This is a genomic window from Rhizobium leguminosarum, from assembly GCF_001679785.1.
Classification (GTDB): Bacteria; Pseudomonadota; Alphaproteobacteria; order Rhizobiales; family Rhizobiaceae; genus Rhizobium; species Rhizobium leguminosarum_R.
In genome coordinates this window covers 464,973-482,416 of record NZ_CP016286.1, presented here as the reverse complement: position 1 = coordinate 482,416, position 17,444 = coordinate 464,973, and the positions used below count along the sequence as shown (strand labels likewise).

Annotated in this window: 17 protein-coding genes; 5 read left to right on the top strand and 12 right to left on the bottom strand. The window is 61.5% G+C overall.

Features of this window, described 5'->3' with window-relative positions:
* Positions 1-310: 310 nt before the first annotated feature.
* From BA011_RS02600 to BA011_RS02585, 4 genes are all read right to left on the bottom strand, one after another.
* Entirely contained in the window at positions 311-1,012 is a 702-nt protein-coding gene (locus BA011_RS02600; RefSeq protein WP_065279344.1) for a pentapeptide repeat-containing protein, read from the bottom strand.
* 169 nt (positions 1,013-1,181) lie between these two features.
* Complete coding sequence (locus BA011_RS02595) at positions 1,182-1,733, bottom strand: GNAT family N-acetyltransferase (RefSeq protein ID WP_065279343.1); 552 nt, start codon at positions 1,731-1,733, stop codon at positions 1,182-1,184.
* A gap of 66 nt (positions 1,734-1,799) precedes the next feature.
* A complete protein-coding gene (gene trhA / locus BA011_RS02590) occupies positions 1,800-2,468 on the bottom strand; it encodes a PAQR family membrane homeostasis protein TrhA (RefSeq protein WP_027665105.1) in 669 nt (222 codons plus the stop codon).
* Between the two features lie 186 nt (positions 2,469-2,654).
* The gene (locus BA011_RS02585; protein WP_065279342.1) at positions 2,655-3,074 is read right to left on the bottom strand and encodes a universal stress protein; all 420 of its coding nucleotides are present in this window, start codon (positions 3,072-3,074) and stop codon (positions 2,655-2,657) included.
* A gap of 191 nt (positions 3,075-3,265) precedes the next feature.
* Here BA011_RS02585 and BA011_RS02580 point away from each other — a divergent pair, with 191 nt between their 5' ends.
* A complete protein-coding gene (locus BA011_RS02580) occupies positions 3,266-4,231 on the top strand; it encodes a VOC family protein (protein WP_186806493.1) in 966 nt (321 codons plus the stop codon).
* Between the two features lie 10 nt (positions 4,232-4,241).
* On the opposite strand, the gene BA011_RS02575 is transcribed toward BA011_RS02580, so the two are convergent.
* Positions 4,242-4,625 carry a hypothetical protein gene (locus tag BA011_RS02575; RefSeq protein WP_065282382.1) on the bottom strand — a complete coding sequence of 128 codons (384 nt, stop codon included), beginning with the start codon at positions 4,623-4,625 and terminating at the stop codon, positions 4,242-4,244.
* 251 nt (positions 4,626-4,876) lie between these two features.
* Here BA011_RS02575 and BA011_RS02570 point away from each other — a divergent pair, with 251 nt between their 5' ends.
* A complete protein-coding gene (locus BA011_RS02570) occupies positions 4,877-6,043 on the top strand; it encodes an AI-2E family transporter (RefSeq protein WP_065279340.1) in 1,167 nt (388 codons plus the stop codon).
* A 16-nt stretch (positions 6,044-6,059) separates the two neighbouring features.
* Positions 6,060-7,358 (top strand): NAD(P)/FAD-dependent oxidoreductase, encoded by a 1,299-nt coding sequence (locus tag BA011_RS02565; RefSeq protein WP_065279339.1) that lies wholly within the window; start codon positions 6,060-6,062, stop codon positions 7,356-7,358.
* 12 nt (positions 7,359-7,370) lie between these two features.
* Here BA011_RS02565 and BA011_RS02560 read toward each other — a convergent pair whose 3' ends face one another.
* The 3 genes from BA011_RS02560 to BA011_RS02550 form a co-directional block, all read right to left on the bottom strand.
* The gene (locus BA011_RS02560) at positions 7,371-7,925 is read right to left on the bottom strand and encodes a hypothetical protein (protein ID WP_065279338.1); all 555 of its coding nucleotides are present in this window, start codon (positions 7,923-7,925) and stop codon (positions 7,371-7,373) included.
* Between the two features lie 84 nt (positions 7,926-8,009).
* A complete protein-coding gene (locus BA011_RS02555; RefSeq protein WP_065279337.1) occupies positions 8,010-8,801 on the bottom strand; it encodes a polysaccharide deacetylase family protein in 792 nt (263 codons plus the stop codon).
* A 101-nt stretch (positions 8,802-8,902) separates the two neighbouring features.
* A complete protein-coding gene (locus BA011_RS02550; protein WP_065279336.1) occupies positions 8,903-9,292 on the bottom strand; it encodes a DUF930 domain-containing protein in 390 nt (129 codons plus the stop codon).
* A 250-nt stretch (positions 9,293-9,542) separates the two neighbouring features.
* Here BA011_RS02550 and BA011_RS02545 point away from each other — a divergent pair, with 250 nt between their 5' ends.
* A complete protein-coding gene (locus BA011_RS02545; protein WP_065279335.1) occupies positions 9,543-11,651 on the top strand; it encodes a S9 family peptidase in 2,109 nt (702 codons plus the stop codon).
* An 88-nt stretch (positions 11,652-11,739) separates the two neighbouring features.
* On the opposite strand, the gene BA011_RS02540 is transcribed toward BA011_RS02545, so the two are convergent.
* Positions 11,740-12,948 carry a helix-turn-helix domain-containing protein gene (locus BA011_RS02540; RefSeq protein ID WP_065278963.1) on the bottom strand — a complete coding sequence of 403 codons (1,209 nt, stop codon included), beginning with the start codon at positions 12,946-12,948 and terminating at the stop codon, positions 11,740-11,742.
* Between the two features lie 270 nt (positions 12,949-13,218).
* On the opposite strand from BA011_RS02540, the gene BA011_RS02535 reads away from it, so the two are divergent.
* Positions 13,219-13,743 carry a DUF1697 domain-containing protein gene (locus BA011_RS02535; protein ID WP_065279334.1) on the top strand — a complete coding sequence of 175 codons (525 nt, stop codon included), beginning with the start codon at positions 13,219-13,221 and terminating at the stop codon, positions 13,741-13,743.
* 55 nt (positions 13,744-13,798) lie between these two features.
* On the opposite strand, the gene BA011_RS02530 is transcribed toward BA011_RS02535, so the two are convergent.
* The 3 genes from BA011_RS02530 to BA011_RS02520 all read right to left on the bottom strand — a co-directional run bounded on the left by BA011_RS02530 (position 13,799) and on the right by BA011_RS02520 (position 17,440).
* The gene (locus BA011_RS02530) at positions 13,799-14,428 is read right to left on the bottom strand and encodes a TetR/AcrR family transcriptional regulator (RefSeq protein WP_065279333.1); all 630 of its coding nucleotides are present in this window, start codon (positions 14,426-14,428) and stop codon (positions 13,799-13,801) included.
* Positions 14,429-14,733: 305 nt separating this feature from the next.
* The gene (locus BA011_RS02525) at positions 14,734-16,161 is read right to left on the bottom strand and encodes an ISNCY family transposase (protein WP_065279332.1); all 1,428 of its coding nucleotides are present in this window, start codon (positions 16,159-16,161) and stop codon (positions 14,734-14,736) included.
* Between the two features lie 164 nt (positions 16,162-16,325).
* A protein-coding gene (locus BA011_RS02520) for an IS630 family transposase (RefSeq protein ID WP_420493420.1) occupies positions 16,326-17,440 on the bottom strand; the annotation gives its coding sequence in 2 pieces (ribosomal slippage) (positions 16,326-17,380 and positions 17,380-17,440; 1,116 coding nt in all).
* Positions 17,441-17,444: the final 4 nt, after the last annotated feature.

Here is a 17,444-nt window from a genome sequence, read left to right as displayed (position 1 = left end):
CCCACCGATCCGTCATGCTATCGTGAGCACCTGAACATTGCCGTGGCGATCCATCACATCGACCACGACCTGGCGTCCCGACCGGCGAATGGCGACGTCAGCCGAGCCATTACCGATCAACAGCCCGCTGCACTCCGTTCGCTATAGCCACCAGCGGCTGATCTGACCGAACGAATGGCGTCGCGTCACGGGCGAGTTGCTATTACACTAAATCGAATCCGGCCGTCCCCAGCCAGATCGTTGCGTGCCCGCCAGCCATTGTTGCCCATAGGGCCTTACCAAGCGCTCGGTTATCGCGCGAAAGCCCCAATCAATCGTGATCGGCAGGGCATGGCCAGGTCGAGGGTGCCGAAAGGCCTGCCGGCAGCTTGGTCGAGGCATCGCCGCAGGCAAGGTCGATCTGCGCCTGTTCGAGCCCGGCGGCGCCCGAGAGGTCGAGGCCTTCGATGCGGGTCAGGAACATGAAGGCGCGCTCGAAGGTCGCCGGGCCTTCGAAGGTGGCCTTGGAGAGATCGGCACGGGAGAGATTGGCGAAAGAGAATTTCACCCCCGTCAGCACCGCCTTGTCGAAATCGGCGCGGCCGAGTTCAGCCTTTTCGAAGCTCGCGCCGGAGAGCTGGGCGCCGGCGAAATTGGCGCGCTGCAGCTCGGCGCCAGCAAAGGACGCGCCCTCGGCGGCGACATTGGCGAAGCTGGATCGGTAGGCCTCGATCTTGGCGAAATTGGCGCCTTCGGCGTGTGCGCCCTCAAGAGAGGCGCGCACCAGCGTCGCTTTCTCCAGATTGGCGGATATGACGTTGGCGCCGGCGAGATCGGTCAGCGAAAAATCGGTGCCGACGAGATTGGCGCCTTCGAGATCACTGCCCTGCAGCATCAGGTTTTTCTTGGTGCATTCCTGCCAGTCGAGCTTCGGCGAGGCCAGGCTGCCGCAATCGGCGGCTCGTGCGGCAACCGGCGGAAATGCCAAAAGGACGAGGGCAAGGAGACCGAGCGACGATCCGTGCATTGCCATGAACTGTTCACCCCCATGATGCTTTCAGGCCGCCTCTGGCGAAGCAGGCCGTCCACTTTCTTACACAGCTCAGACTACAATAAAAAGATGGCACGCGCCGTTCACAATGGCTTGCCTGAGCAGTCCGGGCAATTTGGCCGGGCCAGTCCGGATTTGCCAGGCAGGCGGATCAATCCACCTTGCCGGGCAGGCGAAGCTCCATGCAGGTGAGGTCCAGCCAGCGGCCGAACTTGGTGCCGACTTCGGAAAATCTGCCGGCGATGCGGAAGCCAAGTTTTTCGTGCAGCCTGATCGAGGCAGCGTTCTCAGCCTCGATGCCGGCAATCATCACATGGATATTGCCGGCCGCAGCACGCGCGATCAGTTCCCGCATCAGGCGCCGGCCGATGCCCGCACCGCGGCAATCCTTGTCGACGTAGACGGAATGCTCGACCGTGTGGCGGTAGCCGTCGAAAGGCCGCCAGTCGCCATAGGAGGCATAGCCTGCGACCTTGCCCGACATTTCGGCGACGATGACGGGAAAGCCGCGCGCCTTGCGCGCCCTGAACCATTCCAGACGGTTTTCGAGATCGACCAGCGTGTCGTTCCAGATCGCCGTCGTGTGCTCGACGGCGTGATTGTAGATATCGCGGATGGCGGAAAGATCGGCTTCGGTGGCGTCGCGGAAGAGGACAGCGTCTGTCATGATGCTCGGGTTCATATTGTTTGCGAAGGCGGGCATACGCCCCGCCTGCAAAGATGTAAACGGCGGATGCGAAAGACCGACGACCTCCGGCACATCAGTCGTTCAGAGGCCCGGCGCCGACAGGCTGAAACAGGTGAAGACGGCCGAATAATGCACCGCCGCGGCAGTGACGACGAAACCGTGCCAGATGGCGTTCTGGAAGCGCAGCTTCTCCCAGACATGGAAGATGACGCCGAGCGAATAGATGACGCCGCCGATGACGATCAGCAGCATCGAGGCGGCGGGAATGCGCGAGGCGACGGGCTCGGCCACCAGCACGCCGCTCCAGCCCATGGCGAGATAAAGCAGGATGGCAAGACGGTCGAAACGCCCGGGAAAGACGCATTTCAGGAGAATGCCAACGGCGGCAAACAGCCAGATCGCGACCAGCATGAACAAGAGCAGCGGATCGTCGGCGCCACGTTCGAGGAAGGGCGTATAAGTGGCGGCGATCAAGAGGAAGATCGCCGAATGATCGAAGCGGCGCAGATACCATTTCGTGCGCGAGACCGGCCAGGCGTTGTAGGAAAAGGAAATGGCAAGCGTCAGCACCAGCCCGACGCCATAGATCCAGGCGGCGGCGAGCGCGCCGTAGGAGCTCCAGACCGTGGCGTAGAAGATCAGCACGGTAGCCCCGATCAGGGCCAGCACGAGACCGACGCCATGAACGATACCGTCGGCGATCAGTTCGTATCTATCATAAGCCCAGCGAATGCCGTTGAACTCGCCCATGCACGCCAATCCGTTTCATACCCGATTGCAATCGTCGCATCGAACGGACGGGCGCGCAACTGCGGCAAAGCGCACAGGCGGTAAATCTTCGTGACAGGCAGCAGGGCACCCCGCCCTGCCTTCGACAGCGAGCGGAAAGGCCTATCGCGGCTGGCGCGCAACTGAGAAAATGCAGTTGCGCAAGAATCAGACCTTCTGCCGGTCGACCAGCACCGAGCATTTGGCATGGCGCACGACCCGGTCGGCGGTGGCGCCGATGAAGTAGTTGGAAAAGTCGGGAACGTGCGAGGCGACGATAATCAGGTCGGCGCCGTGGCTTTCGGCGGCCGAGATGATCGCTTTGGCGGGCGGGCCGTTGCGGATTTCGACAGTTGCCGCAACACCTGCTGCGGCGACCAGCGCTTCCAGCTGCCCGCGGCTGTCTTTCATGACGTCCTCGACCATATTGGCCGGCAGTTCGATTGCGACATAACTCGGCACATCCTCGACAACATTGAGCGCGATGATCTCACCGCCGTCATCGAGCAAGGACGCGGCCTTGCGGAGGATCTTTTCTCCCTTTTCGATGCCGCCGAGGGCGATCGCTACGATGATCTTCCTGTACATGGCTTCCCTCCATGACTGAGATGCATAAGCTTCCTCTAAAGAAGATATGAACGCATTGACCACGATCAAGTGGGCGCAAGTCATCGTCAACATCTGATCAACGCTTCATCCTCAAAAACAGGTCTTCTGTGAACAATCGGGATGCGCCATATAGAGTTTAAGTACGGCAGCCGAGGGGAGATCAGAGGCGAATGAACCGGCGAAACTTCCTCGGGCTTGCCACGGGCGGCATGTTTGCCGCCACCGCCGGTACGCCTTCTATCTTACGGGCCAATTCAGAGGCGGGAGAACAAGCCATGACGACCGAAACTTCTTATGCGCTGACGCGGCCCGCCTATATCGACCAGTCGCATCTGGTCGTGACCGACCTCGGTCTGGTTTCCGGCTTCTACCAATCGATGCTCGGCCTGAAGGTGATCGAGAAGACGGCGAGCGGCGTAGTGCTGGGTGTCGGCGACCTGCCTTTGCTGACGCTAACGACCGCAAAAGATGCGACCATCGCGCCGCGCAATGCCGCCGGCCTTTTCCACACCGCCTTCCTGATGCCGGACCGGACGGAGCTCGCACGCTGGCTGCGCCATGCGGCACAGAATAACGTCGCGCTCGACGGCGCCTCGGACCATCTCGTCAGCGAGGCGATCTATCTTTCCGATCCCGAAGGCAACGGCATCGAGATCTATGCAGACCGGCCGCACGAACAATGGAAATTCCATGAGGACGGCATGGTGGAGATGGCGACGCTGCGCCTCGACCTTCAGGCGCTCTACAACAGCGCGCCTGATGAGCGCTGGGATGGCATGGCTGCGGGGACAGCGATCGGCCACCTGCATCTGCAGGTCGGCGACATCCCGCAGGCAGACGCCTTTTACCGCGACGTCCTCGGCCTCAAGCTGATGGCGCGCTATCCGGGCGCGAGCTTCTTTGCGAGCGGCGGCTACCACCACCATCTCGGCGCCAATATCTGGAACAGCCGCGGCGCCATGGCACGCGCCGGCAATATGACCGGGCTGTCCGACTACAAGATTCGTTTCAACGACAAGGCCACGCTGGATGCGGCCGTCTCCAAACTGGATAATCTCGAGATCAAAAGCGAGAAGCGCGATGGCGGCATCTTCCTGAAAGATCCGTGGGGCATTGGCCTAACGCTGTCGGCTTGATCTGAAGACGCTATCGGACCTTCTCGGCGCCCGATGGTGTCGTCACCTGCGTCGGCCCACCACCATTTCCGCTTGGCGATGGTGAACGGTCCACAGCTTCCGGAGGCCTTGCCGGGCCGGAGGCAGGATCGTTGTTGAAGGTGCCGGGGCCGGATGGTTGCGCATTGATCGGATCCGGCTTCGTCGAGGCCGTCGTCGTCGGGTCATTGTTGCTGGGATTGGGCCAAATCGCAACACTCACGCCAGCAATGATGAGGACTGCCGCTCCGGCCCAGATGACCGTCCAACTCCACCACCGGCGCTGTTCGGCAGCTTTCAGCGTCGCCTCGTCTGCATAAGGTGGATCGGCCGTATAGGTCTTGACGGCTTTTGTCTGATCGGGATCTTCAATCATGGCCTTCACTCCTTCTCGGGCCGAACGCCTGCGACTGTGACGTTGTTCCGGCGGGACAGCTCGAATTCTACGCTGTTGCCGATGACGGTGGCGGCGCCTTTTCGCTGGCGAGTCACGCTCACCAAGCCGCCGGAAGGTCTGCTCGGCTCAACAACGGGTTGCGCAGCCGCGATGCCATCACACCTCACGGAACCGGAACCGTATCGGCGCGTTTCCGTGAGGAAGCAATGGGGCTTCGGGGACCTCACCGCATGGGCATCGCCAATGGCATCCGCAAACAAGCAAAGAAGATCGCCATCGGCGAACGCCACACCAGCGCATGGGCACAATCGCTGAAGGAAGCTGCGGAAGAACTGCCGCCGCCGCCGCTGCACCGGCTGGAAAAAGACGGGCTCGATGTCAGCATGGCCTGGGCGATCATCGGCATCTTCGGCATTCTCTTCCTTGCCGCCGTCTACCTGATGTCGCTGATCCTCATCCCGATCACACTTGCCGTCGTCGTCGGCATGATCCTCGGCATGGCGGCAGAAAAGCTCAGCCGGATGGGGGTGCCGCGGCTTGCCAACGCCTTCATCCTGTCAAGCAGTGTGGCGCTGGTGATCTTCCTGCTGATCAACTCGCTCGCCGACCCGCTTATGACGCTTGCCAATGAAGGCCCCGCCTTCGCCGAGCGGACCATCAACCGCATCATGCCTTATCTGGAGCGCATCAGATGGCTGCATATCACGCCGGCGACATTCGAAAGCGGTTCGATGTCGATCGGTGCGCTGCTCGAAAACACTGGCAACGTGCTGCACGTGGTGACAAGTAGCCTGACGCCGGCGCTGGTGCAGGGGATGATCTTCTTTGCGGCGCTGCTGTTCTTCCTCGCTGGTCGGGTCAATCTGCGCAAGACGATCATCATGACCTTCCGCACCCGCACGCAGCGTCTGGCGGCCATCCGTGTCATCAATGCCGTCGAGCAGGTGCTCGGCTTCTATTTCGCGACAGCCTCGCTGATCTATGTCGGGCTCGGCGTGCTCATGACTGTCATCGCCTATGCCGGCGGGCTGTCGGCCCCGGTGCTCTGGGGTTTCTTCGCCTTCGTGTCGAGCTTCATCCCCTATCTCGGCATCACGCTGATGACGCTTGCCGTCGCGGTCGCCGGCATCCTGACCCATGATGGCCTCCTCATCGGCCTGATGCCGGCCGCAGCCTTCTTCACCGTGCATCTCCTCATGGAGAACCTGATCTTCCCCGCAGTGATGGGACGGCGGCTGGAAATCAATCCCTTCGTCGTCTTCATCGCCATCCTGTTCTGGACATGGATGTGGGGCGCCGTCGGCGCCATGCTGGCGCTGCCGCTCTCGCTGATCGTCATGACTGTCATCGACGAACTGCTGATCGAGGAAAAGCCGCAGCCGCAATTGCCGAAATGAAACCGGGGGAACGTCAGTGGCATCTGATCTCGATCTTACCGAATCCGATCACGACCAGATGGTGAGCGGCCGTTCTCTCTGGGGGAAGAGCGGCATACGGCCGGAATGGCGGCCGATCGAGCAGAGCTTTTCCACCGACATCGCGGTAGTCGGCGGCGGCATCACCGGTGCCTTGGTTGCCGAACATTTGACGGCGCGCGGTTTTTCCGTGGCGCTCATCGACCGGGAGGAGCCCGGTTTCGGCAGCACCGCGGCGAGCACGGCGATGCTGCAATGGGAAATCGACAGCACGCTCACCGAACTCGAGGATTATTACGGCTTCGAGCGCGCGGCCGGCATCTACCGCCGCAGTGGTGCTGCGGTCGCCGGCCTTTCCAAGCTGATCGCCGCCAACGGGATCGCCTGTGGCTTCCGGCCACGCAACACGCTCTATCTCGCCGCCAACCGCGAAGGCGCGCGCAACCTCATGGAGGAGCGCCAGCTTCGCCGCCGGGCCGGCCTGCCCGGCGTCTATCTCGAACATCCCGATCTCTTCACGCAGTTCGAGCTCGACCGGGATGGCGCGATCTATTCACCGGGTTCGGCGGAGTGCGATCCGCTGCTTCTGACCTGGGCCCTGATCGAGATGGCGGTGCGGCGCGGCGCACGGCTGGTCAACGCTTCCGTGACTGCGCTTCACAGCGAAGGCGATCACGTGGCAGCGGAGACGGACGGAGGTCACCTCATCGAGGCGCGGCACATCGTGCTTGCGACCGGCTATTCGATGCCAGGCCTCGACATGCCGAAGCTGCACCGGTCGAGTTCGAGCTGGGCGCTCGCCACCGTGCCGCAGGACCCGGCAAATTTCTGGCGCGACAGGGCGCTGATCTGGGAGGACAACCACCCCTATCTCTACATGCGCACGACGGCGGACAATCGCATCGTCGCCGGCGGCGAGGATGACGATACCACGGATGCCGAGGTACGGGATCGGAAGCTGCCGGCAAAGACCCTAGCGATCCAGGAGAAGATGAAGCGGCTGTGGCCGAAAGCGGATACGCGCGTTGCCCATGCCTGGTGCGGAACCTTCGGCGAGACGGTCGACGGTCTGCCGCTGATCGGCCCGGTGCCGGAGATACCGCATGTGTTCGCTGCCTATGGCTACGGCGGCAACGGCATTACATTTTCCTATCTCGCCGCGCAGATGATCGGCGCCATGCTCGCCGGCATGCATCGCGACTGGTTCGAGGATTTCGCGCTCGACCGCGACGGACCGGGTTTGGCGCGTTTTCACTCAGGAATCTATCGACGCGAGATGGCAAGCCAAAGCCACTGAAACTTCAGACGTCTAGCTTGCCTGTTCGTTTGCACTCATTCGCAACTCTTTGACGTGTCTGGCCACTTCACGAACATTCGGGATGCCGACGAAGGCAAATTTTTTGACACTATCCCCCTCTTCCTCCCGGCGAAAAGTCAGGGTTCCCGAGTAGTCCCATTTTTCCCTGATCTCCAGAACGTTGATGGCTGTCGGCGCTATCGTCGTCGCTCGTCGCCTGATCAGATTTCGAACGATGAGAAGCCTGCGATCGGTGGCGGCGTAAGCAGTTCGACGCGTGGCGATCATATCGAAAACCACGCTTGCAACGAATGCGACACCGACGAGCGGGAAGGCTCCGAGCAAAATGATGCCCATGATTCCGTCCGGTTTATCGATGGCAGGCGCGTTAGCAACCCTCAATAACAACTCGCAACTGAAGATCAGCAAAATCACGCCGACAATAAAATCAGGGCGCCTAAAAATGAACGTTGCCCACGCACTTGGTTGCCCTGTCCAGACAACAATTTCGGAGGGATCAAGCTCATTTTGAATTTCGCCTTCGACATTCCAAATCGCACGAGCCATGCGCTCCCTTACTTCCCCTCAACCGAAAAACAAAAACAGCATTATTCGTTTTCCTGGGGTGAGCAAGCGAAGAGATCCGAACCCCTACTCCGTCGTCTTGTCGTCGCCGGTGTCCTCGACATCCTCGAGGCGGACGAATTGCGTACCCTTCGCCTTGAGATCGACCAGTGCCTTGGCCACCCCCTCGCCGGCCGCATGGGTCGGCTGGTTGATGTGGGAGATGACGACGTCGCCGTCCTTGGCCGAGGCGATGTGCTTTTCGGTGATGCCAGCCCCGAGCAGCGAGCCGCCGTCGCCATTTACGGAATAACCGGCAATGCGATAGCCCATGGCACGGATCTCACCGATGGCGGAAAGATCATATTTGGCGGTCGAGCCGCGAAACCAGTGCGGCGCCGGGATGCCGGCTGCGACCATGGCGGCAGCGCCGCCTTCGACCTCCTGCCGTACCGCCTGCGGCGAGCCGGCGGACGCGATGCCATAGATTAGCGTCGGCGTGTCGACGGCCGGAATATGGTTTTCGCCGTGGTTTTCGAGTTCGAAGAGATCGGGGTTTTGCAGGAACACGGCAACCGCAGCGGGATTGCGCTTCAGCCAGCGGGCGGTGACGAAGATCGTTGCCGGGATGCGCTCCCGCATCAAGGTGGAAAGGATGCGCTCATCCGCCTGACCCATGCAGGCGTCGAAGGTCAGCGCAATGCGGGCATGGCCGGCGATATTGGAACGGGCGATATGCAGATGCGGCTCGACGAGCTTTGGCGCCGGCGCCTTCGGGGCCGAACCGACTGCGGCCGGCACGGCTGACGGAATTCCGTCCGCGAATGCAGCGGAGATGGTGGTCAGCAAGAACGCCGAAGCGAGCAGTATGCGGTTCATCTAATGGGTTTCTATGGCTCGAACTGCCGATTTTAGCGGCGGCTCTCCCCCGGCGCCATGCGGCCGGATGTCACCGCAGCCGCTTGGACGGACAGGCCGTATCAATCATAGAGATAATACTTGTTCCACTTCTCGCGCGGCACCTTCTCGCCGATCTCGTAATTGAGCTCGCGCACATTGATATGCTGCGGACCGGTGATGCAATTGTAGGAGAGATGGTACCAGTCGCCCTTGCTGCGGAAGACGGCACCCGGCGCCTCCAGCGAATTGTCGCCGGGGATCGGGTCCTTGAAGGTATAGGCGATTACCTTGTCGGGCTTGAAGCCGGTGCTATCCTTGTTGATGCGGCTCATCGCCTCGGTGTCGCAGCTCTGTTCCAGACGGGTCGAGGGATCGAGTTTTTCCAGCTGCTTCTTGATGGCGGGATCGACGGCAAAGGCGGGGGCAGCAAGGCTTGCGAGGGATAGAAACAGGACCAGACGTTTCGGCATTGCGGACAAATCCCTTACTGTTCTGCAATTTTTGCCCTACCCCCGACAGCTTGCCGGGAGCCTGGCACGTGCAAATTCACTGAGATAGCGGACTTTCTTAAATATTGTGGTGACATCAAGGCAAGGTGGCTTGCGTGTCCTCCTTGTCTGTGGAAGGGCAGCTGTACTCTTGCCACACCCTTACCGCTTGATCCGGCGGCGGCGCGCCTCTATCTCTTGCCAACCCGACATTCCGACCCGGAGCCATTCCTTGTCCGTTTTCAAGAGCCTGCCGACCCCGCCTGCCGCACCGAAGAAGCCGATCTCCGATACGCGCCACGGCATCACCCGCACGGACGACTATGCCTGGCTGCGCGCCGACAACTGGCAGGCGATGTTCAAGGATCCATCGATTCTCGACCCTGAGATCCGCCGCCATCTCGAAGCCGAAAACGCCTATATGAACGCGGCGATGGAGGACACCAAGCCGCTTCAGAAGGTGTTGTTTGCCGAAATGCGCGGCCGCATCAAGGAAGATGACAGTTCGGTGCCGATGAAGGACGGGGCATATGCCTACGGCACCTTCTACGTCACCGGCGGCGAACAGCCGCGCTTTTTCCGCATCGCCCGCGACGGCAACGTCGCCGACGAGACGATCCGCACGGTGCTGCTCGACGGCGACAAGGAGGCGGCCGGCAAGGCCTATTTCCGCCTCGCCGGCCTCGACCATTCGAGCGACCACAGCCGCGGCATCTGGGGTTATGACGACAAGGGTTCGGAATTCTTCACGCTGCAGGTGCGCGACCTCCAGACCGGACAAGACCTTGCCGATCGGATCGAGAATACCGGCGGCGGCGGCGTCTGGGCGCCCGACGGCAAGAGCTTCTTCTATTCGGCACTCGACGAGAACCACCGGCCGTCGAAGGTGTTCCACCATATTCTTGGCCAGCCGCAGTCGGAAGACCGGCTGGTCTATGAGGAAGCGGATGCCGGCTTCTTCATGGGCGTCGGTGGCTCGCTGCTCGACGATTTCATCTATATCGACATTCACGACCACGAGACCAGCGAATACCGGCTGCTGTCGACCGCGGACCTGACAGCCGAGCCGAAGCTGGTGGCGGCGCGCGAAGAGGGCATCGAATATTCGCTGACCGAGGGCGGCGACGTCTTCTACATCCTCACCAACGACGACGGCGCCAAGGATTTCAAGATCATGGAAGCGCCGGTCGACAATCCGGTGAAAGAGAACTGGCGCGAGGTCGTGCCGCATAAGCCCGGCACGCTTGTTATCAGCCACATGGCCTATGCCCGCCATCTCCTGTGGCTGGAGCGCAAGGACGGTCTGCCGCAGATCATGATCCGCGATCGGGCGACCGGCGAGGAACATGCGATCGCCTTTGCCGAGGAAGCCTATTCGCTGGGGCTGCAGGGTGCTGCGGAATACGACACGGATATCATCCGCTTCTCCTATTCCTCGATGACGACGCCGTCGCAGCTCTACGATTACAACATGGTGACGCGCGAGCGCACGCTGTTGAAGACGCAGGAAGTGCCGTCCGGCCACAATCCCGACGACTACGTCACCCGCCGCGTCTTTGCCCCGGCATGGGACGGCGAGAAGGTGCCGGTCACCCTGCTCTATCGTAGGGATACCCCACTCGACGGCAGCGCCCCCTGCCTGCTCTATGGCTATGGTGCCTACGGCATCACCATTCCGGCCGGCTTCAACACCAACTGCCTGTCGCTCGCCGACCGCGGCTTCGTCTATGCCATCGCCCATATCCGCGGCGGCAAGGACAAGGGATTTTCCTGGTACGAAGACGGCAAGATGGACAAGAAGACGAATACCTTCAAGGACTTCGTCGCAGCGGCCGATTATCTGAATCAACAGAAGTTCACGTCTTATGCGAAGATCATCGCCGAGGGCGGATCGGCCGGCGGCATGCTGATGGGTGCGGTTGCCAACATGGCGCCGGAGAAGTTCGCCGGCCTCATTGCCGCCGTTCCCTTCGTCGACGTGCTCAACACCATGCTCGACGACACTCTGCCGCTCACCCCGCCGGAATGGCCGGAATGGGGCAACCCGATCGACAGCAGGGAAGAATACGAGCAGATCGCATCCTACTCGCCCTATGACAATGTCGACGCAAAAGCCTACCCGCCGATCCTGGCGCTCGGCGGCCTGACGGACCCGCGCGTTACCTATTGGGAGCCGGCCAAATGGGTGGCGAAGCTGCGCGACAAGACGACGGGCGACGCGCCGATCCTGCTCAAGACCAACATGGACGCCGGCCACGGCGGCGCCTCGGGCCGCTTCCAGCGACTGGAAGAGATTGCCTTTGAGTATGCGTTTGCGATCAAGGTTGCTGGGAAGATGTGAAGGGCTGGATGGGGTGTGCTGTGTGGTACCCCCCCTCTGCCCTGTGTCCAGCCGATAGATGGGTAACAGATTGAACCGGATAGATGGGTTACAGTTCTCCCCCTTGTAAACCAGTGTCCGCCCCTGCGCCGGCTGGTCGGGGTTGCAGGGCGCTGGGGCGGACAAGCCGCTTGGTCTTCCTGTCGATGATGCCGAGCGGATGGGCATGGAAGCGTAGCGTCCAGATGCCCGCTTCATTCTCCTCGATCGCCACGACCTCGCCGGCCAGCGCTGCTGCGACATAGACGAGGTCGCCGTTCCATTTGATCTCGCCATTGGAGCGCACCCGGCGCACCGCCGCCTCGGCCGGATAGTCCGGTTCAGGCAGGCGGTCGGGCAGGCGCCGCAGTGACGGTCGGTAATGATCAGCAGGCACGTCCATAGCGAGCGCCTCGTGTGGACGCTCGGCGTTGTAATTCTGGCGAAATGCGTCAAAGACCGCCTGCTGCGCGGCATGGTCGACCTCCGGCGCCATGGCCAGCGGCAGCATCGTCAGATGGAAGCGTTCGTGGCGGCCGTTCTGCTGCGGTTTGCCCGGCTGGATGCGCTCCAGGCCGATGCCGAGCTTGATGAACCGCACAGCAAGCGTCGTCAGCCCGGTGACGCCAATCGCCGCGAAGGGCGAACCGTTGTCGCTGCGAAAGCGCTCCGGCAGTCCGTGCTCGGCAAACAGCCGCTCGAACACCGGCCAGGCCTCTGCCTCGGCCGGCGTCGCGCAGGCTTGCAGCGCCAGCAGAAAGCGGCTCGCCGTATCCATCACCGTCAGTGGCTCGCAGCGCCGCCCATCGCGGGTCCGGAACCAGCCCTTGTAATCGGCGCTCCACACCGCATTGGGCCCGTTGGCCGGTGCGAACGGGCCGCAACCAGCCGCCCGCCAGCGATGCCGCCGGCGCCCGACCAGCCCGTGGCGCTTCAGGATCTCGCCTATCGTCGAGGCCGCCGGCCAGCAAAGCTGCGGCGCCGACCGCTTCAGCCGCGCCAGCACCTTCTTCGGCCCCCACTGCGGATTCGCCTCCTTCTCCGCCACGATCCGCGCCACCAGCTCCGCCGCCGTTGCCCGCCCGTGCTCAAGCGGCGCCCGCGGCAGGTCGATAAGCCCCGCAGGCCCGAGCGCCCGATACCGCTCCAACCATTTGTAGCCCGTCTTGCGCGATATCCCGTAGGCAGCACACAGCGCCGTCATCGTCTCCTCGCCCGCAAGACATTCCCCAACAAAGCGCAGCCGCTCGTCCATGATGCCAGTCTCTCTCCAAACCATCGCCGGGTCCTCCCGGCTGTCAGAGAACTGTCACCTATGTAAACGGTCCGTTCTGTTACCTATCTATCCGGGTCGGACACCTGCCGGGCATCTCCCCCACAGGTGGGGAGATTGGCCGGGCGCACCGGCTTCCCCAAACAATCGGCGTCCAGCACGGCGAAACGGTAGATCGGCGGGAAGTTCAGGCCACTTGTGATCTCCCCACCTGTGGGGGAGATGCCCGGCAGGGCAGAGGGGGGCCGGCACGGCACGAGGTCAAGGGAGAGAGAAATGCCCGTCTATATCGCCCTCCTCCGCGCGGTGAATGTCGGCGGCACCGGCTCGCTGCCGATGGCCGAGCTGAAGGCGATCTGCGAAGACCTCGGCTTTTCCGACGTGAAGACCTACATCCAGAGCGGCAACGTGCTTTTCCGCGCGGATGAAGCGGAAAAGGTGGTGGAGGAGCGGCTCGACGACGCGCTCGGCAAGAAGATGGGCAAGCGGCCAGGAGTGATGGTGCGCAGCCGGAAAGAACTCGACGGCATTGTCGCCGATGCGCCCTTCCCGGATGCCAAGCCGAATTTTCTACTGGTCTATTTCCTGCCCGAAAAGGCGGCCGGCGATGCGCTGGAGACGATGGTGGCGCCCGACGGCGAGGAGGCCAAGCTCGCCGGTCGGGAAATCTATGTGCACTATCCCAATGGTTCCGGCCGCTCGAAGCTGAAGCTGCCGGCGCTGAAACCGGGAACGTCGCGCAATCTCAACACCGTACGCAAGCTCGCGGAGATGGCGGCGGCGCTGGAGGACGGGGACTGAGGATGTCAGCGCAATTCCCGACGCAAAGCCGCTCCGCACTTTTGCTGGAATTGCTTTAGGCCCTCGGCATCTCCGCTACCGGCAGGAAGAGCATTTTCACGAAGGTGCGGAGCATCAGCACCTGCTCGGCCAGCGTGTTCGGCTCCTTCAGCGTCTTCGACAGAACAATGCCGCCTTCCAGGACCGAAGATACCATGTCGGCGAGTTGGTCGACGTCGACGGGTTCTCGCGGCGGATAGACGGCCATGATCTCCCGGAGCATGCGGCCGAAACGCCTCCGCCAGGCAAGCACCGCATTTCGGTTGGTCTCCTGTATCTCCCGGTCAAACAGCCGCTCGTAATAGCAGACCGTCGCCACCAGGCAGCCGGGATGGCCGTTCGGCAGGTCGGAGAGCAATTCGGACAGCAGCTTCAGGCCGAGCAGGAAGGATTGCAGCGGATCGCCGGTCAGCTCGCGCGCGCGGCTGAAGATCTCGTCGTAGATGCGCTCGTCATTTTCGATGTAGCGGTTGAGCAGCGCCTTGGCGAGCTCGTTCTTGTCCCTGAAGTGATAGAAGAAGCCGCTCTTGGTGATGCCGGTCTCGGCGATCAGCTCCTCGATGGAAGTGCCGCCGAAACCCTTCTGCAAGACTGCCGCTTCCGCCACATCGAGGATGCGGGTCCGCGTTTCCTCGCCCTTTCGCATGTCCCCTCCTGTACCGGCGGTACAGTTTTCAGTGTTGCATGATCAGACTTGCCTCCGCCCCCGGCAAGATCGGTCGAAGCAAGCGATTGAAATCAATCGGCAAAACCCAAAACCGCTTGGAGTATACCGCAAGTCGCCTATGTCAAAGCTGATTAGATGCGCGACGCTGTCAGCCGGTTAGAAACGCGACACTTGCGCTTCGGATTAGCCGCCGATCCGACCGGCTGGACCGGGTTGCAAGGGAGGAGCGGGGGCGGGTGAGGAACACCCTTCGGCTTTAGCTTTGAGACTATGAGTGCAGGCGATCATTCCGCGGCCTCCATGCGCGCCAGCGCCTTCTGCCTTTTTGCGATGACCTCCGGATCATTCATGAAGTCCGTCCGCCGGCCAGGCTTGCGGCCACGCTTCTGATAACCATTGCCCTGGCTGCCATCGGGAATACCGAACATATGATCCGTCTGGCCGGTGCGGCGAGGGCCGCTCTTACTGCGCTGCTGTTCCCGCCCAGCCTGCAGCTCGGCGACGACGGAAAGCATGTCGTCGAGACGCTTGTTCTCGACAACCTCTGCCCGGTGGACCGACCGCAATGTATCGAAGGTTCTGTAGGGCAGGGTGAAGCTCTCGTGCATGATCTCGAGGCGGCCGTCCGGGTAGTCGCAGACAACGACCTTCTTTCCCGCCAGCCCTCTGGCCCGCTCCGTCGGATCGAGAATGAACAAGACCTTGTCGTAACGGAGCGTCAGGGACTGCGACAGTGTGCGGACTTCCTTGCGGCACATGGCGCCATCGAGATTCTCATGCGCGGCAAGCGGCCGGTGCATGTCCTTCGGATTGCGTGGCGGTTTGCCAAAACGGGAATTGAAATCCGCAATGAATTCTGATGCATAGCCGTTGGCCGCCTCGATCGTATCGATGCCGCGAAGCCGCATCTCCTTGACCAGCCGGTCCTGCAGCGTCTGGTTGGCGCGTTCCACACGGCCCTTTGCCTGCGGAGTATTGGCGCAGATGATGTCGATGTTCAGCTCATAAAGCGCACGACCAAACTGCGTCAGGCCGCTCGTGCGGTCTTTCTCCGACGCATGGGTCGAACGAAAGACACCATGCTTGTCGCTGTAGAAGGCCAGAGGTTTACCCCATTGCTGCAGATAAGCCTTTGTCGCATGCAGGTAGTCGAACGTGTTCTCTGACCCAGCGAACCGCAGATGCAGCAACTTGCCGGTGGCGTCATCGATATAGACAAGCAGGGCGCATTTGGGACCACGGTTCTCAAACCACCAGTGATGCGATCCATCGATCTGCACGAGTTCGCCGAAACAGTCGCGCCGGCCGCGCGGCTGGAAAACCCGCTGCTTACGCTCACGCCGCGAGATCCAGATGCCGGCCTCGGTCATCCATTGCCGCAGCGTCTCCTTGGCGACCGAGATCTGATGCAGTTCCATCAGCTTCTCGCGCGCCAGCGTCGGACCGAAATCCAGATAGCGCTCCCGGATCAGATCCAGCGCCGCATTGCGAAACTCCTCGCTGTGGCGCCGGTTGCTCGGCTGTGATCGCTTCTTGGAAACAAGGCCGGCTGGACCATTCCGGTCATAAGCCTGCAGCAGCCGATGGACCTGACTTCGACTGAGGTCGAGCAGTTCGGCGGCCTGGACGACGCTCAGGCGCTCGTCACGAATCTTCTGGATAACTTCGAGGCGATGCAATTCTTTCTGCGACATGGTGATCATAAAGGACATGACGACTCCGACCGCTCATGGTCTCGACCAGGCTGAAGATCGTCATCCTTGCTCCCGACGTTGGCATTGACCAGTGCGTAGAGAGGCGAGACTGTCGCATCTCTAACTGGCCCAACTGTCGCATTACTAAATAGCCGCTACAGCCTAGTACCACGCCACAGAGATTATGACTCTTTGACGGGGTAAGCTTTACGGAGCTTTTTGCGGGCATTTTCGGTTGTGAACATCCATTGGATCTTTGCGCCGTGGGCGTTGCGTTGCTGCTCCCAGGCTGCGACTTCGGCGATTATGGTGTCTTTGTTGTCGATACGACGGTCGAGGCATTGGCTACGCAGGACACCGATCTCGATCTCGACCATGTTGAGCCAACTGGCGTGCTTGGGCGTGTGGTGGAACTCCAGTCGCTTCAGCACCCTTCGAGCTTGCGGGGCGGGAAATGCGTCGTAAAGCGCCCCGGCGGAATGAGTGGAGAGGTTGTCCATCACCACGCGGATGATCGGCGCGTCGGGATAATCGACGTCGACCAGTTCGCGCATGCACTCGGCGAAGTCTTGGTTGGTTCGCCGATCGGTGACCTTCACCCTGCGCCAGGGCCGGTGGGCGTCCATGAAGACAAACAGATTGACCGTGCCGTTTCGGCGATACTCGCAATCGTAGCGTTCAAGCTGGCCAGGCTTGGCCGCAATGGGCTCGCGCACTTCGCCGATGAGTTGGGTCGGGCTCTCGTCGAAGCAGACCACGGGCCTTTGTGGATCAGGCGTTTCTGCGTAGAGGTCGAGAACATCCTCCATGCGCGCGACGTATTCCCCATCGATCTTTGGGATGCACCACATGTCTTTGCGCCAAGGCTTGAGATGGTTCTCAGCCAGCCGGCGACGCACGGTCTCCGAGGACAACTGGTCATGATCGGTGAGCCGGACCATCTCATCTGCCAGAAGCTCCAGGGTCCAGCGGGCTCGCCCGGGCGGCGGCTTTGAGCAGGCGGTCGCTACCAACAGCGCCTCCTCCTTGCTCGATAGCTTGCGCTCAACACCCGGGCGCGGTTCTTCGCTGAGCGCCCCTTCCAGATTGGCTTCCACAAACCGGCGTTTGGTCCGGTAAATCGTCGATCCGCTGACGTTCAAGGTTGCCGCGATCACCTCGTCGCTGAAGCCTTCGTTCGCTGCGACCAGGATCTGGGCGCGCTTGATCTTGCGCGACCTGTGGCACCCCCGCTCAACAAAGCGGCCAGTTGGTCACGTTCCGATTGGCTAAGCTCTATGTGAAACTTTATATTCATCGAC

What these genes read in the sequence shown, in the direction of transcription:
- BA011_RS02600 (WP_065279344.1), bottom strand. Translation starts at nt 1,012, where the DNA reads ATGGCAATGCACGGATCGTCGCTCGGTCTCCTTGCCCTCGTCCTTTTG.
- BA011_RS02595 (WP_065279343.1), bottom strand. Translation starts at nt 1,733, where the DNA reads ATGCCCGCCTTCGCAAACAATATGAACCCGAGCATCATGACAGACGCT.
- trhA (WP_027665105.1), bottom strand. Translation starts at nt 2,468, where the DNA reads ATGGGCGAGTTCAACGGCATTCGCTGGGCTTATGATAGATACGAACTG.
- BA011_RS02585 (WP_065279342.1), bottom strand. Translation starts at nt 3,074, where the DNA reads ATGTACAGGAAGATCATCGTAGCGATCGCCCTCGGCGGCATCGAAAAG.
- BA011_RS02580 (WP_186806493.1), top strand. Translation starts at nt 3,266, where the DNA reads ATGAACCGGCGAAACTTCCTCGGGCTTGCCACGGGCGGCATGTTTGCC.
- BA011_RS02575 (WP_065282382.1), bottom strand. Translation starts at nt 4,625, where the DNA reads ATGATTGAAGATCCCGATCAGACAAAAGCCGTCAAGACCTATACGGCC.
- BA011_RS02570 (WP_065279340.1), top strand. Translation starts at nt 4,877, where the DNA reads ATGGGCATCGCCAATGGCATCCGCAAACAAGCAAAGAAGATCGCCATC.
- BA011_RS02560 (WP_065279338.1), bottom strand. Translation starts at nt 7,925, where the DNA reads ATGGCTCGTGCGATTTGGAATGTCGAAGGCGAAATTCAAAATGAGCTT.
- BA011_RS02555 (WP_065279337.1), bottom strand. Translation starts at nt 8,801, where the DNA reads ATGAACCGCATACTGCTCGCTTCGGCGTTCTTGCTGACCACCATCTCC.
- BA011_RS02550 (WP_065279336.1), bottom strand. Translation starts at nt 9,292, where the DNA reads ATGCCGAAACGTCTGGTCCTGTTTCTATCCCTCGCAAGCCTTGCTGCC.
- BA011_RS02540 (WP_065278963.1), bottom strand. Translation starts at nt 12,948, where the DNA reads ATGGTTTGGAGAGAGACTGGCATCATGGACGAGCGGCTGCGCTTTGTT.
- BA011_RS02535 (WP_065279334.1), top strand. Translation starts at nt 13,219, where the DNA reads ATGCCCGTCTATATCGCCCTCCTCCGCGCGGTGAATGTCGGCGGCACC.
- BA011_RS02530 (WP_065279333.1), bottom strand. Translation starts at nt 14,428, where the DNA reads ATGCGAAAGGGCGAGGAAACGCGGACCCGCATCCTCGATGTGGCGGAA.
- BA011_RS02525 (WP_065279332.1), bottom strand. Translation starts at nt 16,161, where the DNA reads ATGTCCTTTATGATCACCATGTCGCAGAAAGAATTGCATCGCCTCGAA.